This is a genomic window from uncultured Psychrobacter sp. (assembly GCF_947488565.1).
Classification (GTDB): domain Bacteria; phylum Pseudomonadota; class Gammaproteobacteria; order Pseudomonadales; family Moraxellaceae; genus Psychrobacter; species Psychrobacter saeujeotis.
Genome location: NZ_CANKZC010000004.1, coordinates 249768 through 265568 on the forward strand (window position 1 = coordinate 249768; position 15801 = coordinate 265568).

At 41.2% G+C, this 15801-nt stretch carries 13 protein-coding genes; 7 read left to right on the forward strand and 6 right to left on the reverse strand.

What is annotated here, in order from left to right:
- The first annotated feature begins 227 nt into the window (after window positions 1-227).
- The 3 genes from Q0890_RS10335 (at window position 228) to Q0890_RS10345 (ending at window position 3608) form a co-directional block, all read left to right on the forward strand.
- Entirely contained in the window at window positions 228-1094 is an 867-nt protein-coding gene (locus Q0890_RS10335) for a glycosyltransferase (RefSeq protein ID WP_299220433.1), read from the forward strand.
- Window positions 1095-1221: 127 nt separating this feature from the next.
- Window positions 1222-2316 carry a glycosyltransferase gene (locus Q0890_RS10340; protein ID WP_299220435.1) on the forward strand — a complete coding sequence of 365 codons (1095 nt, stop codon included), beginning with the start codon at window positions 1222-1224 and terminating at the stop codon, window positions 2314-2316.
- Window positions 2317-2516: 200 nt separating this feature from the next.
- On the forward strand, window positions 2517-3608 hold the full coding sequence (locus Q0890_RS10345; RefSeq protein WP_299220438.1) for a glycosyltransferase: 1092 nt from the start codon (window positions 2517-2519) through the stop codon (window positions 3606-3608).
- 115 nt (window positions 3609-3723) lie between these two features.
- Here the strand turns inward: Q0890_RS10345 and Q0890_RS10350 are convergent, their stop codons facing one another.
- The 6 genes from Q0890_RS10350 to aspS all read right to left on the reverse strand — a co-directional run bounded on the left by Q0890_RS10350 (window position 3724) and on the right by aspS (window position 10589).
- Window positions 3724-4497 carry a hypothetical protein gene (locus Q0890_RS10350; RefSeq protein WP_299220441.1) on the reverse strand — a complete coding sequence of 258 codons (774 nt, stop codon included), beginning with the start codon at window positions 4495-4497 and terminating at the stop codon, window positions 3724-3726.
- Window positions 4498-4574: 77 nt separating this feature from the next.
- Complete coding sequence (locus Q0890_RS10355; protein ID WP_299220444.1) at window positions 4575-5453, reverse strand: hypothetical protein; 879 nt, start codon at window positions 5451-5453, stop codon at window positions 4575-4577.
- Window positions 5454-5516: 63 nt separating this feature from the next.
- Window positions 5517-6683, reverse strand: a complete 1167-nt coding sequence (locus Q0890_RS10360; RefSeq protein WP_299220446.1) for a nucleotide sugar dehydrogenase — start codon at window positions 6681-6683, stop codon at window positions 5517-5519.
- Between the two features lie 144 nt (window positions 6684-6827).
- A complete protein-coding gene (locus Q0890_RS10365) occupies window positions 6828-7544 on the reverse strand; it encodes a glycosyltransferase (protein WP_299220868.1) in 717 nt (238 codons plus the stop codon).
- Between the two features lie 179 nt (window positions 7545-7723).
- Window positions 7724-8662: a lysophospholipid acyltransferase family protein gene (locus tag Q0890_RS10370; protein WP_299220449.1), complete on the reverse strand. Its 939-nt coding sequence runs from the start codon at window positions 8660-8662 to the stop codon at window positions 7724-7726.
- Window positions 8663-8729: 67 nt separating this feature from the next.
- Window positions 8730-10589 carry an aspartate--tRNA ligase gene (gene aspS, locus Q0890_RS10375; RefSeq protein ID WP_299220451.1) on the reverse strand — a complete coding sequence of 620 codons (1860 nt, stop codon included), beginning with the start codon at window positions 10587-10589 and terminating at the stop codon, window positions 8730-8732.
- Window positions 10590-11096: 507 nt separating this feature from the next.
- Between aspS and sohB the strand changes: the two genes are divergently transcribed.
- From sohB to Q0890_RS10395, 4 genes are all read left to right on the forward strand, one after another.
- Window positions 11097-12065, forward strand: a complete 969-nt coding sequence (sohB, locus tag Q0890_RS10380) for a protease SohB (protein ID WP_299220454.1) — start codon at window positions 11097-11099, stop codon at window positions 12063-12065.
- A gap of 260 nt (window positions 12066-12325) precedes the next feature.
- On the forward strand, window positions 12326-13561 hold the full coding sequence (locus Q0890_RS10385) for an acyl-CoA dehydrogenase family protein (protein WP_299220871.1): 1236 nt from the start codon (window positions 12326-12328) through the stop codon (window positions 13559-13561).
- 190 nt (window positions 13562-13751) lie between these two features.
- A complete protein-coding gene (locus Q0890_RS10390) occupies window positions 13752-15014 on the forward strand; it encodes a phosphotransferase family protein (RefSeq protein ID WP_299220457.1) in 1263 nt (420 codons plus the stop codon).
- 32 nt (window positions 15015-15046) lie between these two features.
- On the forward strand, window positions 15047-15799 hold the full coding sequence (locus Q0890_RS10395; RefSeq protein ID WP_299220460.1) for a histidine phosphatase family protein: 753 nt from the start codon (window positions 15047-15049) through the stop codon (window positions 15797-15799).
- Window positions 15800-15801: the final 2 nt, after the last annotated feature.

The following is a 15801-nucleotide window of genomic DNA, read 5'->3' on the forward strand; positions in this document are numbered from 1 at the left end:
CTATCAAATGCAATAGATAAGCTATATTATTAGATGGTTATAGATTAAGTTTTACTCAGGTGCGACACCTATACTCACAGAAACTGCAAAAAACAACCCAATCCCACTTTATGGTCTGTGCAGTGGATTAACGATTTTGCTAAATAATAAAGCTTATTGTTTGAAGTTTTCAGCAAGTGTGGAAGTTATAAAAATATAGAAATCTTTCATAACCAGTAGGTGAAAAAATGGAAAATAATGCTGCTATCAAAATATTTGTCGGCTGTGACCCCAACAATTCTGATTTAGAACAAATGATGGTGCTGGATTATAGCGTTCATAAACATACCGATACTCCTGTAGAGATCATCTGGATGCAACTATCGCGTGACCCTGAAAGTTTTTGGTACTCAAACCCGAAGGCTGGCGAGGGCTGGAATACAGCCAAATGGGCAACGCCTTTTTCAGGGTTTCGTTGGGCGATTCCAGAGTATTGCAACTTTGAGGGTCGTGCCATTTATATGGATGCTGATATGGTGATCTTAGATGATATAGAAGCGTTATGGCAGCACCCTATTGAAGGACAGTCGATTGTAGCGGCAAAAACCAAAGCGGACATGACACGTTTATGTACGTGTGTTTGGGACTGCAGCAAGGCTGAAGACACGCTATTACCAATTAAACAGCTCAGAACAGATGAGGATAGTCATAAAAAAATGATGGAGCTCATCAAAAAACAACCTGAACTCATTGAATCTTATCAAGACAGCTATAACTGTGTCGATGGCGAAGGTTTGGCTATAAAAGATATCAAAATACTGCACTATTCAGATATGGGTACCCAGTTCAGTCATAAATACTCGATACCTAGAATCGAAAAAGAAGGCAGTCAGCATTGGTTTGATGGCAAAATCATGCCGCACCCAAGACCGGAGCTTAGTGACTTATTTGATCAATATTATCAAGAAGCCTTGCAAGCTGGTTATCAACTTGATGATTACCGAATAGAGCCTTTTGGAAGCTTTCCTAAAAAGACCCATAAGCGCTATAAAGGTAATAAAATCACTCGTCCAAAAGCGATAAAGACGGTATTTTCACGGTTATTCAAGCGCTAATAGAAAGGCGGTACTAATAAAGCGCTTAATCAGTGTTAGCATATGAAAGATTCAAAATAAAAGAAAGGTATTATGTGTCTTTGTTTTATAAATGTAGGCGTCTTGACACATCAATAGGTCAGTTTTTATGAGTCAAAATAGCAAGATTGTAGTACTAGTTATCAGTTGTTTACAAGGAGGCGGGGCAGAACGCGTTGTACTTACCTTAGGGCAGGGGTTTTATGAGTTAGGTTATGAGGTGCATATTGTACGGTTCAAACCTTTAGTGGAATATGAGCTGAATCCAAACCTTAACTATCATTTGCTCAAATATAAGCCATATAAGCTGATATTGGGCGAGACACGTCGTAATAAAATCTTTGCGGGTGTGCTTGATAGCTATATTGCAAAGAACATCGGTCAACCCGATATCATTTTATCTAATCTCGAGCGCGCCGATAGCGTGCTCAGCCATAGCAAGCTTGACAATGTCATTTACGTTATCCATAACACTTTATCGCTGTCGAATCAGTTTGAGCAAGTCAAAAACAGCGATAAATTGAAATCCAAACTGATCGATATATACACCAAGCATCCTTGCGTGTGTGTCAGTCACGGGGTCAAAGAAGATTTTATAGCCAATATCGGTAAAGTTAGCTCGATAACCGCCATACATAATCCAATCGATAGAGATTATATTCAACGCATGGCAGAGGCATTCGTGCCTGAGTATCAAAATTACATCATCCATGTGGGTAGCTTTAAGCGTGCTAAGCGTCATGATGTCTTATTAAATGCTTACGCGCAAACCGATCAATCAATGCCTTTACTGCTGCTCGGCCAAGGAAAATACAAAAAAGAGATGGAGCAGTTGGCTGTAGAGCTCAATATACAAGACAAAATTGTGTTTTTAGGGTTTCAAGATAATCCTTTCCCTTTTATCAAACATGCTCAATTTAAAGTATTGACCTCTGACTGGGAGGGTTTTGCCTTAGTCATTGCTGAGTCTTTAGCGCTAGGGACGCCTGTTATTAGTACGGATTGTCCGTCTGGACCGAACGAGCTTTTGCCAGAAGATAATTTGATGCCTATGAATGATATTAATGCCATCGCTGACAAACTAAAGCAAGCTATGTCAGATCCGCAGCAATTTGCTGCGCCATTTAATGAAGCGTTGTTACCGGTCGGTATCGCTGAAAAGTATATAGAATTTGCTGAAGGTTCAGTTGTTCTGTCTAACTAAAATAGTTTCTATTATAAGAACTATTGTCCATTAGAAATTGTCCCCAAGTAGAATTAAATAAACCATTTGCTTCTTTGGGCTAATAATTATTTTGTATTAACGTACAAAAAAGACGCTTTGTATAACTATTTTAGATATTACTATATAATGTTCGGAGAAAATTCAACATGTATCTACTTACCTAAATTTGAAGAGAAATAATGCTGAACAATAAAATAAGTAAAGACAAAGTTGTACTGTCTATTAACTCTTTGCAAGGCGCTGGCGCAGAGCGTTTTGTATTAACAATAGGCGCAGCGTTTCATAAGTTGGGTTTTGATGTACACATACTGCGTTTTAACTCTAAAGTCGAATTTACTTTGGATGGAAATTTAACATATCATTTGATTGAATATGATCGTTATAGAGTCTTACCTAAAGGTAGATTTCGTGACATGGTACTTGCTAAGACAGTGGATCGTTATATTAGGAAAAACATTACCAATCCTGTCTTGATTCTATCTAATTTAGAACGCTCAGATAATATTTTTAGCTATAGTAAGCTGCCTAATATTGTTTATGTTATTCATAATACTCTATCGCTATTACATAAATTTGAGCAGACAAAAAAAACAAAAGGTAGAAAAGATAGTTTTAAGAGTATCTATTCAAAAAACCCTTGTGTATGTGTAAGTAATGGCGTTAAAGAAGATTTTATTAAACAGTTTGGTAATATCACTCAAGTTACAGCCATTCATAATCCTACAGACAGGGAAGTAGTTCAAAAGCAAGCTAGTGCTTTTGTTCCTGAGTATCAAAACTATATTATTCATGTCGGTAGTTTTAAAGAAGCCAAACGCCATGATCTTCTTTTACAAGCATACGCTCAGACTGACCAATCTCTACCCTTATTACTTCTAGGTCAAGGTAAAGACCAAATTGAGATAGAAAGGTTAATCAGAGAGCTTGGTCTCGCTGATAATGTAAAACTTCTAGGCTTTTGTGAAAACCCTTATCCTTATATTAAGAATGCGAAGTTCAAAATTTTAACTTCTGATTGGGAAGGATGCCCTATGGTGATTCCAGAAGCTTTAGCGCTTGGTGTCCCAATAATCAGCACGGACTGCGAGTCAGGACCTAGAGAGGTGCTTCCGGAGAAAAACTTAATGCCCGTTAATGATGTTAATGCTATAGCGAATAAATTAAAATTAGCTATGCAAGATCCGCAACAGTTCTTTGCTGAGTTCGATGAATCATTACTACCTGTAGTTGCCGCAGAAAAATATTTAGACGTTGTCAAATATAAAAATTAATTCTTTAATTTAGCAAACTGTTTTTATAAAAGTATATGATATTTTTACAGTTATAACTGGAGTTCTGATTCTTATATTAAGTTAAGGTGTTCTGTAATTTTTTAGTTGGGTTTGTTTATTCCACCCACCATTTAGGCCGATCACTTTTATGTAGTGTACGCATAGTATGAAAGGCACTATGATTAGTTTGTAATCTATCAAAAATACTTAGTAGTATAGTAGCAGCGAGTTCGTCATTTTTATAAAAACTCTCATAGCGCTTACGCATGTTTATCAATGTATCATCAGAGCCAATTCGAAAATAAGTGAGGCCATCATATAAAGAGATATCACTACGGTACAATGCCTCGACGTTTTCAGTATCGACTGGATTCAATTCAGGACTACTAGCAGCGCCTAATTGTAAAAACTGCTTAGTTTCGTAAACTCGCAAGGTATTTATAAGCGTAGCGGCATTCATCAAGATAGCCGCTCGGCTTGTATTTGAGGTGTGATCAATGAAAGTATCACATGCAGAGATAAGCCATCGCAGCGGTAATTGCTGTAACAAATACTCTGTCTCTGTATTCCATAACTGCTCAAACTCTGCAAAAGTCTCAGCTACTTTATACTTACGGCGTAGCAGAACTACCAAAGTTGCATGGTAAAAGCTAAGCTCTGAGTAACCTATAAAGTAATGTTTTAAGTTATCTAAATGAGCGTTTAAATCCTTAGTTCTAGGTTTATGAGTTAGTGCTTCGCTATCACACATTGATTCTGTAATAATCGTAGCTTTCATCTCATCAAAACTTCTATCATGATAAGTTTTTACAAGGCGAGCAGCACCCAACCTCTTCTCACTTTTAAAAATTAAAATAGCTTTTCTCTTTAAAGCGTTCATTTTTGTCATGATTTTGACCTAAATTTTAAGTTAGGAAAGAATAGAAGATCAATCCCTATTTTATAGTGTTTTAAGAGTTGATTTTATTAATTGTTTTCAGTATGAATAATAGAGGTCATTAAGTCTTTAGAAACAGGCGAGTGGTTATATACGGTCACACCATGGTCCTGATAGACGCGTCCTAACAAATTAAAAGAAGGGATAATACGAGTGCTGACCGCTTTTTCTAACTTCGAGGGCGCGTTATCGTTCTTACTCTCATAAAACCTTGGCTGATTGCTGTTAATTAGATCGATACCATATAGATGAACGGAGCCTGCTCGTCGCGAGAACGCCAACTGCGCTGCCACATAGGCCACTGTACCGGCTTCGACAAACCCATCAGTAATATCTAATGAAACGCCGATAGGCTGAGCTGTCTGTTGGTTTTCTATCACAAAATTTGGGTGCTTAGCAAAATGAGTTAGCGCTAATTTTGTTTTTTTTGGTTTGGTCACACGAGTAAATAGTTTTTGCAGACTATATTTCGATTTTAATAACTGTGGCTTAGCTAAAGGTCTATCGACAGCAAATATCATTCTAATAGAGTCGTGATACTGCTCTATAAGTTTAGGATGATAGCGAGCAATCGCTTCTAAAACACTCATAGTGATATATAAAGGCTGACCGGCATAAGTGCTTTTAAGTAAGCTTAGCTGATGTTTTATAAATCTTTTATCACTAATAACATAACCGACAACCTGACTAAATGCATGTTTGTTTAATAAACTCAAACTGCCATTGACAAAAATGCTTGGGGCATTTAATAAAAGCGGTTTAAAGCTAATATCAGAAACTGAGGGCCCAGAGGCGAAAATATTCACAGATTGACCATCAAGGTTTTGCTTATATTCATAACTATCAAAAGTTTTTATAGTAATAATACGTTTATTTATAGCAATATCGATCTTACTTACAACATTCATGTTATAGCATCCATGTTTTACTATCGTCCAATTATAGTTTATTCATCCTTATACTTTTAGTACTTAATCACTACCAAATAAATCCCGCGTAAATACTTTGTCTGCCACATCTTTTATCTCCTTTGATAGTCTGTTGGCTAAGATAACGTCACTGATAGACTTAAATTTTTCCAAATCTTCTATCACTTCTAAATCAAAGAATTTTTCTTCTGTTAGTACCGGCTCATACACGACGACTTCGATACCTTTTGTCTTGATACGTTCCATAATGCCTAAAATAGCAGAGGCTCTAAAATTATCCGAGCCACTTTTCATGACTAGCCTATATACACCAACCACTTTGGGCTTCTTTTCAATAATTTTTTCAGCAATAAAGTCCTTTCGTGTTCTATTAGAATCAACAATTGCCCTAATCAAGTTACTTGGAACTTCAACGTAATTGGCTAAGAGCTGCTTAGTGTCTTTAGGTAGACAATAGCCCCCGTAACCAAACGAGGGGTTGTTATAATGAGAACCGATACGAGGATCTAAACCAACGCCTTCAATAATTTGCTTAGTGGACAACCCAAATGTCTGCGCGTAAGTGTCTAGCTCATTAAAGTAGGCTACACGCATGGCTAGATAAGTATTGGAAAATAGCTTAATGGCCTCAGCTTCTGTCGATTCGGTAAATAGCAGTGGTACATCCTTTTTTATCGCGCCTTGTAACAATAACTTGGCAAACTGCTGAGCGCGCTCTGATTGCTCTCCGACGATGATCCTAGAAGGGTAGAGGTTGTCGTGTAGCGCTTGGCCTTCTCGTAAAAACTCAGGAGAGAAGATAATATTATCGGTATTGTAGCGCTCTTTTACGCCTAGGGTATAACCAACCGGTACGGTTGATTTGATAATAATAAGCGCTTGGGTATTGACGGATAAAACCTCTGAAAGGACGGCTTCTACGGTTGAGGTATTAAAATAATTGGTCTTGCTATCATAATCCGTTGGCGTCGCTATGATAACAAAAGCAGCATCTTCATAAGCATGCTTGGCATCAAGAGAAGCAGTGAAGTTGAGAGTTTTATTACGCAAAAAGTTATCAATATCTTTATCTTCAATAGGTGATTGCTTAGCATTTAAAAGATTTATTTTTTCAGCCACCACGTCGACAGCGACAACTTGATTATGCTGCGCAAGAAGTATAGCGTTTGATAGACCTACGTAGCCGGTACCTACAACGGCAATTTTCATAATAAATCCAAGTGGTTAGAGTAAGGTTTATCGCATAGAGTTATACAAAATAAAGCGATGAACCTATAGGTAAATAGAGTAAGGTAATAATCTAGAACAGGGGGTTGTCATGCTTTGATAAAGAATGGCTAATTATCTTAGAAACTATTGCCAATACTCTTTTAACCATGGACTTGGTTTGACATGACGATACCATTTGCCGCCGCCACCTTTGATAGCATCGGGCGGATTAATCTCACCGTGAAAGATGACGATTTTTGCGCCATCAGGCAGCGTTGGGGTACGTACTAGATTGAATGGAATAGGGGCAATGCATTGATATTTGAAGCTGACACACCAGTCTTTATCCCAATACTCTAAGTGGTGATGCTCGCGCAGATAGTTAGAAAGATAGGCTTGCTCGTGGCGAACCTGCGTGCGAATGGTCCCAAAGTTCCGCTCGAAGTTTGCCAGTAAGTCAGGATAGGTGCCCATGCCGATATTGAAGCGATAAACTGAGCTATTACCAATCATACGCCATGGTTTTTTCCAATCACGAATGATAACGACGCTGTCTGGGTGCGCTGCTTGATAGGTAAAAAATCCATCAATATTATCAACGATGACGATATCGATGTCTAAAAATAATGCCACCCCTTTGAGGTCATACAGCTCAGTCTTGAAGGTGGTGAGCTTTTTCCAACCACGCTCAGGGCCTGCAGGTAGATCCAGCTCAGGTATTGGGTAGCAGTTTACGGCAAGGTCAATACCTGTGCTGTCATCGGTCAGACATACCATCTGAAAGTCCAATGTCAGGTGGCGGCTAACCATATTATATAGGCGATTGACGTATTCTGGGCCATACTTATCACCCCATTTCATACAAATGACATAACGCTGCTCAGGCTGACTATCGTTTGTATGAACTTGACTAGGAAAAGAGGTTTCAGTTTTTTCAGTTGCCATAATAGACTCGTATGGATATCAAGGAAGGGCTAAGAATGCTGATAATCTTAGCATAAATATGATTACCTGTAGCTTAGCAACTATAGGCGTACGCACTAGTTATCTCTACTATCGCTAGGATACTTAGCTTGGTTAGTACGAATAAAGTCAGTCAAGGCTTTTTCGTCAGCATTATAAGGATTGCCCAGTTGAGGAATATGCTTGAAGCGCCGATAGCCCCACATATAGTGGCTGCATTTATCCTCAATCATATGCTGCATGGCCAGATTGAGCGCAAGAGCTGCTTTTTTTGCATCGCGATCATACAGCGCTGGGTCATCAAGCTTATAACAATAAATATCAAATCCGCGCCCATCGTCACGGCGAATACAAGATAGGCCGACCAGTGCACATTTGGTTTTACTGGCAAGTTTAGAAGCTAGAGTACTGGTCAAAGTCTCAACACCAAAAAAAGGCACAACCACGCCGCCTGACGGATCAGGGACATGATCGGGCAGTACAATGCTAAATCCGCCTTGTTTCAGGGTTTTAAAGATGGCTTTGACCCCGCTACCATCGGTAGGTACTAGCGTTGCATTTAACCGCGAACGACCTTGCAGGACAAAGTCGTTAGTGATGTCGCCTTTGACAGGCTTATACATGATCGTTGGGGCGCCAAACTGATTGAGCCATGCGTTCATCATCTCCCATGTACCAAGGTGTGGGACGATGGCTAGCATACCGTTAGGGCTTGCCAATCCTTCTAGTAAAATATCTTTATCGTGCACATCACGTATCTGATTGATGCTCCACTCAGGCGACATCGCCCAGCTTTTAATCGACTCAATACTAGTCAAACATTGATGATAGATAATGTCTTTGGTTAGGGCTTTTTTTTGCTGCTCTGATAAATCATTAGCAATCAGCGCTATATTGATATTGACAGTGCGCATGATGCTCATACTGGGTATTTTGACGATTATCCAAGCAACAAAACGTGCCAGTATCTGCAATACAGATAATGGCACGTACTTAAAAATATGATATGGATTCATGACCACTCACAAGGTGATAAATCATGTAATCTATCAGCTAAAAAATAGCTAAACATAATCAAATGGCCTACTGCGCAGGTCTATTACTGTCAGCCTGTGCTTTTTCTCGCACACGAATACCAAGGTCACGTAGTTGCTTGCTATCGACTTCAGCAGGTGCTTGCGTTAGTGGACATTCAGCAGTTTTAGTTTTTGGGAAGGCAATGACATCACGAATAGAGTCTGCACCTACCATTAGCATAATCAGACGATCTAAACCGAAAGCCAAACCACCATGCGGCGGTGCACCAAATTTTAGGGCATCAAGTAAGAAACCAAACTTGTCTTCAGCCTCTTGCTCACCGATACCAAGCGCTTCGAGTACGGCTTGCTGCATATCATAGGTATTGATACGTAAGCTACCACCACCAACTTCTGTACCGTTTAGTACCATATCATAAGCGATAGATAACGCAGTTTCTGGACTATCTTTTAGCTCCTGCACAGAACCTTTAGGTTTAGTAAACGGATGGTGCATTGACGTCCATTTGCCATCGTCAGTCTCTTCAAACATTGGGAAGTCAGTCACCCAAAGCGGTGCCCACTCACACGTCGTCATCTCTAAGTCTAGACCGATTTTTTGACGTAATGCGCCCATCGCATCGTTTACCACACTGGCTTTATCTGCACCAAAGAAGATAATATCGCCATCTTCTGCATCAGTACGTTCAATGAGGCTTACCAATACATCATCAGTCATATTTTTAATAATGGGTGACTGTAAGCCAGATTCTTGGTCTACGCCATTGTTGATTGTGCTAGCATCATTGACTTTAATGTATGCCAAACCGCGCGCACCATAAATGCCAACGAACTTAGTATAAGCATCGATTTGTTTACGGCTTAATGAAGCGCCGCCAGGGATACGTAGGGCAGCGACGCGACCTTTAGGGTCATTCGCAGGCCCGGCAAATACTTTAAAATCAACGTCTTTCATTAGGTCTGCAACGTCAACCAGCTTTAATGGAATACGTAAGTCAGGCTTGTCTGACGCGTAGTCACGCATCGCCTCGGCATAAGTCATACGTGGGAACTGGTCAAACTCAACGTCCATCATGGTCTTAAATAAATGCTTAATTAGACCTTCGTTGATGTTCATGATCTCTTCTTCATTTAAGAAAGAAGTCTCGATATCTACTTGGGTAAATTCAGGCTGACGGTCAGCACGTAAGTCTTCATCACGAAAGCATTTGGCGATTTGATAATAGCGGTCAAAGCCTGACACCATGAGCAACTGCTTAAATAACTGCGGCGACTGCGGTAGGGCAAAGAAGTTACCAGGACGAGTACGTGAAGGCACCAGATAGTCACGTGCACCTTCAGGGGTTGCACGAGTCAAGATAGGCGTTTCAACATCTAAGAAACCATGATCGTCAAGGTAGCGGCGAATCGCTGAGGTGGCTTTAGCGCGAAATACCATACGCTCTTGCATTTGCGGGCGACGCATATCAAGATAACGATACTTAAGACGTAAATCTTCTGATACGGTGGTGTTTTCGTCATTTAATGGGAATGGCGGGGTCTCAGACTTTGCTAATACTTCAATCTCTTTGCCCAATAGCTCAATCTGACCACTGGTCATATTGTTGTTTTCTGTGCCTTCATAACGGCGGCGTACGCGGCCAGTAATTTTTAGCACGTATTCAGGACGTACCGCATCGGCAGTAGCGAACGCTTCTGGGGTGTCAGGATCGACAACCACCTGTAAGATACCAGCACGGTCACGCATGTCTAAAAAAATCACGCCGCCATGATCGCGACGACGATGTACCCAGCCTACGATGCTGATAGTTTGTTCTAACAGGCTCTCAGTGACAGCGCCACAATATTCGTCTCGGTATTTGCTATGCACCGCCATTTCGCTCTCTGTTGTAATGCTCTGCGTCATAATATTAGTTATCCAGTTATCAGCCCAATTCAAAGTACAATAATGCAGCCATCGCTATATGATTTCAACCATTGGTTATTCTTACTTAGTCCAGCACAAACTATGATGACCGATATAGCCATATAATAGGATTGTCATGGTTTATCGATTAAAATTATTGGTTCAGGCGCTGCTATCTCAATACATGTTGGATTCATGTCATCAAAAAATAGCAAATAAAACGCGATCAAGACAAATCCTCATCGCGTTGGCTGCATAAAATAGATATAAGCGCATATTATGCCTAAAGTGCTTTTGTTATACAACTGTCCTTGCGCAATCCTAGTGCAATCAGTCTTTACTAATAACATAGCGTACCAATGTATAAAGCACTGTTATACTCGCAGCTTATAAAGTAACCATTAAAATCGTCGCCCTGCTTGAAAACCGTCTATAAAGTGCGCATATCAAGCTAACGCTAACCCTATTATCTTCATACTCTAGCCTCTTATTTAAGGAAAACGCTTCATGTTATTTCATCCTTCTAAAAACCCAGTAGAACTCAGAGTTATTCATCTAAATAAAAACCAAGAACAACGTCGCCAAGATTTGATGGAGGCGACACAAGGCAAAGCTGCATTAAAACAGCTAAAAAAGCGTATGGCCAAAAAAGCCAAGCAAGCTTTAAAAGATAAAGCTAAAGGTAAAAATAAAAGCAATCAAGTTTTCGTACTTGACTTCGATGGTGATATTAAAGCGTCTGCTGTCAGGCATTTGCGTGAGGAGATCAGTACGCTGATAAGTACGGCTAATGAAGGCGATGAGGTCGTTGTGCGTCTTGAGTCTCCTGGGGGCTTAGTGCATGGGTATGGACTTGCAGCAGCGCAGCTAGCCCGGCTAAAAGATGCGGGTCTTAAGTTGACTGTATGTGTGGATAAAGTTGCCGCCAGTGGTGGTTATATGATGGCCTGTGTCGCTGACAATATAGTAGCAGCACCGTTCGCTGTGATCGGCTCAATCGGTGTGGTGTCACAACTGCCAAACTTTCATAAATGGCTCAAAAACCACGATGTTGATTATGAGATGTTTACCGCTGGTGATTACAAACGTACCGTAACAGTCTTTGGTGAAAACGATGCTGAAGACCGTGCCAAATACCAAGAAGAGCTTGAGCAAACGCATGAGCTGTTTAAGCATTTTGTTAATCGTTACCGCTCAGTACTAGATTTAGATAAAGTGGCGACTGGTGAGCATTGGTATGGCGAAGACGCGCTACATCTCAATCTGGTTGACAAGCTGCAAACCTCAGATAGCTACCTTTTAGAGCTGATGGCTAATAATGAAGTCTATGCACTGCATTCACGCCAAAAGCCAACTTTGGCAGAAAAGTTAGGACTGTCGCAGGCGGCAGAAGCGACTTTGAGCATGGCTGCTGACAAGCTTCCTGATGCCTTGATGCGCTTTGATCTTAATAGTCGTTTAAATATTTTAAAGTAAAAATTTAATTATTAGCTATAAATATGAGGCATAAAATTAGTTTTAAAATTTTGTGTTGATCTAACAAATTCATTTAGTAAATATAAAGGTGTGGCCTAGTCGGTCGCGCCTTTTTTACTGTTTATTGATAATGGCTATGTTATAAATGTAGCAGATAAAAAATAGTAAACGTACGTACACTGTATAAGTGAAATCGAGCTTTATTAAGAAACCCAACAAGGAAGAGGATAATAATCATGTCTACAGACACCGCTACCGTTATGTTCACTGCTACATCACAAGGTCAAGCTATGTATGAGCAAGTCAAAGAATTTATCACTACTCAAATTGAGCCGATAGAAGCGCAGTTTTGGCAAGACTGCCACGAGCAAAACCCTGATGGTAATTGGAAAAACTGGCAATGGCCCGAAAAGTACGAAAGTCTACGCAAGCAGGCTCGAGAAGCTGGGTTGTGGAACCTGTTTTTACCGGATGATACCTTAGGCGCTGGATTATCTGTCACTGACTATGCTCCAATTGCAGAGTTGACAGGACGCAGCTTATTGGCTCCTTATGTTTTCAACTGCAATGCGCCAGATAGTGGCAATATGGAGCTGCTATGGCGTTATGGTTCTGAGGAGCAGCAAGACAAGTGGCTCACGCCATTGTTAGAAGGTAAAACCCGCTCGGTATTTTGCATGACTGAGCCTGAAGTAGCGTCAAGTGATGCAACCAACATGCAGACGACGGCTGTGGTCGAAGGTGATGAGATTGTTATCAATGGTAGCAAGTGGTGGTCGTCAGGTTTAGGTGATCCTGCGGTTGATGTATTAATCGTGATGGCTTATACCCTTGACGAGAATAAAGACCGTCACCATCAGCATTCGATGGTATTAGTACCCGCAAAAACAGCAGGCGTCAATATTGAGCGTATGCTAAAAGTATTCGGTGATTATGACGCGCCGCATGGTCACGGAGAAGTTAGCTTCGATAATGTACGTGTGCCAGTCAGTCACTTTATTGGTGGGCCCGGTATGGGCTTTGAGATTGCTCAAGGCCGCTTAGGACCAGGTCGTATTCATCACTGTATGCGCTGTATTGGTGCGGCAGAGAAGTCTTTAGAGTTAGCCGTTGCTCGCGGTATGGAGCGAGTAGCTTTTGGCAAACCGCTATTACAACTGGGTGGTAACCTCGAACGTATCAGTGATGCTCGTATCAAAATCGATCAAGCGCGCCTGCTTACTCTATACGCTGCCCAAAAAATGGACGCACAAGGCACCAAAGCGGCATTGACAGAGATATCAGCCATCAAAGTTGTAGCGCCAACGGTATTGCAAGAAGTGGTCGATATGACGATTCAGATTCATGGTGGTATGGGTGTGTGCCAAGATACAATGTTGCCCAGCTTTTTTGCACAAGCTCGCGCGCTACGTCTAGCCGATGGCCCTGATGAAGTGCATAAAACCATGATTGCCAAATTAGAATTAAAGCGTCAAGGGTTTCGACTCAAACGCTAATTGATAATCTATGAGTCATTAAAATAGCCTAAGCAAAAGAGATTCAATTTAGTAATAGATAATCGATTTGAAAGCAGTTTTTTAAAAACACTCAAGCGTAAAATAGGCTTAGAAGTCGGTCTTTTTAAAAATATGAAAATATCAGTATTAACACGAGGCTACCAAGCGCCTACAGGATAAGGAATATCACATGGCAACAGATAATAATACAGCAGTTAATAATAAGGTCTTAGACAAAGGCGGCGATGTTCGAAAAGGCGAAGAGCTGGATGCTCAAGCTGTCAGCGCATGGCTACGTGAACAGGATGTTGATATAAACGGTGAGCCTACCGTCACGCAGTTCTCAGGCGGTGCGTCAAACTGGACTTACCGGCTACAATATGAAGGCACGGGTGCAGATCAAGATTTGATCTTGCGTCGTCCGCCAAAAGGCACCAAAGCCAAGTCAGCGCATGACATGGTGCGTGAATATACGGTACAAAATGCGCTAATGGACGCTTATCCATATGTACCAAAGATGGTGGCGCTATGTACCGATGAGTCGGTCATCGGTGCCGACTTTTATGTCATGGAGCGTATGGAAGGCATCATTCCGCGCGCCAATCTGCCCAAAGAGATTGATTTAGATGAGGCGCAGACACGCGAATTATGTACTAATGTGATTGATGCACTGATTGAGCTGCATCAAGTTGATTATCAAGACCATCCTGACTTAGTGGCACTAGGTCGCGGTGACGGCTACTGTGAGCGACAAGTCAGTGGTTGGGATAAGCGTTATGTAAAAGCTAAAACACCTAACGTGCCAAGCTTTGCCTTGGTGCGTCAATGGCTTGGTAAGCATACACCGACTGATAGCGCCACTTGTGTCATTCATAATGATTGGCGCTTTGATAATGTGATTTTAGATGCCCAAGATCCGACCAAGGTCATTGGCGTGCTCGATTGGGAAATGGCTACTTTAGGCGATCCATTGATGGATTTGGGCAGCGCCTTGGCCTATTGGATTGAGGCAGATGACAACATCATTATGCAGCAATCCCGCCGTCAGCCGACGCATCTAAAAGGCATGATGACCCGTGATGAAGTGGTGGATTATTACCTCGAGCGTACGGGTTTACAGATAGATAACTGGACGTTTTATGAGGTATTTGGGTTATTTCGCTTAGCGGGTATCGTACAACAAATCTATTATCGCTATTATAATAAACAAACCACCAATCCTGCTTTCAAAAACTTTTGGATTATCGTTCATGTATTGCATGCTAAGTGTCTAAAGCTGATTGCAAAGTATGAAGGCGATGCGTTATTCACGACTCGGGTACAGCCGCATCTGCAAGATATGGGCGTCGATGCTACGATGGTTGAGCAGCTACCAAGCCCAGTAAAAAAAGTCATTAAAAGCATACTGCCAAAAGGCTACTTTGAGCAAGATACTAAGCCATCTGACAAGTAAAACTTTAAAATACAATAAAAGGTAATAGTGTTATGACAACTATTCTCTTGGCACGCCATGGTCAAGCATCGTTCGGACAAGAAAATTACGACCAGCTTTCAGAATTAGGTAGTAAGCAGGCGCGCTTGCTTGGTCAGCATTATGCGACCACACAGCGCCGTATCGATGCCATATTTACAGGGAGCCTATCAAGACAACAAGACTCTGCACGCTACTTTTGGGAGACCTACCAATCTTCTATAGCTGCTGGCGATGTGACACCTGCACTAGATCTGTCTGCTCCTGATAGCTATGTGATCGATGCCTTTAACGAGTTTAACCATAAGGACGTTTTTATTAAGTCTGACCCCGCTTTTACGACTCAAGAAGCGATTGCCGCAGAGCTTGCCAAGTCCGACACACCAAAGGCTCGTTTAGCCGAGTTGTTTAATCTTGCTATGCAGCGTTGGCATGCTGGTCATAATGATTCAGACTACCTAGAGAGTTGGCCACAGTTTAACTTACGCGCGCAGCAAGCACTTGAGCATGTACGCACACAAGCTGCACAATTAAGTCATTTAGGACGTGATAGTACGATATTAGTGTTTACCTCAGGTGGCGTCATCGCTGCTATTACTGCGCATTTACTGCAGCAAGGTAGTCAGACGGCCTATCAATTGAATAGAAGCCTTGTCAATACAGGTGTGACCTCTATTACTGTAAAAGAGCAAGTGCCGCGTTTATTGTCCTTAAACGAATATAGTCATTTATTTGCGGATAGTAAGCGCTACGTCACTTGGCGCTAGCA

Coding starts and splice junctions, on each gene's coding strand:
- Q0890_RS10335 (WP_299220433.1), top strand. CDS start 228: ATGGAAAATAATGCTGCTATCAAAATATTTGTCGGCTGTGACCCCAAC.
- Q0890_RS10340 (WP_299220435.1), top strand. CDS start 1,222: ATGAGTCAAAATAGCAAGATTGTAGTACTAGTTATCAGTTGTTTACAA.
- Q0890_RS10345 (WP_299220438.1), top strand. CDS start 2,517: ATGCTGAACAATAAAATAAGTAAAGACAAAGTTGTACTGTCTATTAAC.
- Q0890_RS10350 (WP_299220441.1), bottom strand. CDS start 4,497: ATGACAAAAATGAACGCTTTAAAGAGAAAAGCTATTTTAATTTTTAAA.
- Q0890_RS10355 (WP_299220444.1), bottom strand. CDS start 5,453: ATGAATGTTGTAAGTAAGATCGATATTGCTATAAATAAACGTATTATT.
- Q0890_RS10360 (WP_299220446.1), bottom strand. CDS start 6,683: ATGAAAATTGCCGTTGTAGGTACCGGCTACGTAGGTCTATCAAACGCT.
- Q0890_RS10365 (WP_299220868.1), bottom strand. CDS start 7,544: ATGAAATGGGGTGATAAGTATGGCCCAGAATACGTCAATCGCCTATAT.
- Q0890_RS10370 (WP_299220449.1), bottom strand. CDS start 8,662: ATGAATCCATATCATATTTTTAAGTACGTGCCATTATCTGTATTGCAG.
- aspS (WP_299220451.1), bottom strand. CDS start 10,589: ATGACGCAGAGCATTACAACAGAGAGCGAAATGGCGGTGCATAGCAAA.
- sohB (WP_299220454.1), top strand. CDS start 11,097: ATGTTATTTCATCCTTCTAAAAACCCAGTAGAACTCAGAGTTATTCAT.
- Q0890_RS10385 (WP_299220871.1), top strand. CDS start 12,326: ATGTTCACTGCTACATCACAAGGTCAAGCTATGTATGAGCAAGTCAAA.
- Q0890_RS10390 (WP_299220457.1), top strand. CDS start 13,752: ATGGCAACAGATAATAATACAGCAGTTAATAATAAGGTCTTAGACAAA.
- Q0890_RS10395 (WP_299220460.1), top strand. CDS start 15,047: ATGACAACTATTCTCTTGGCACGCCATGGTCAAGCATCGTTCGGACAA.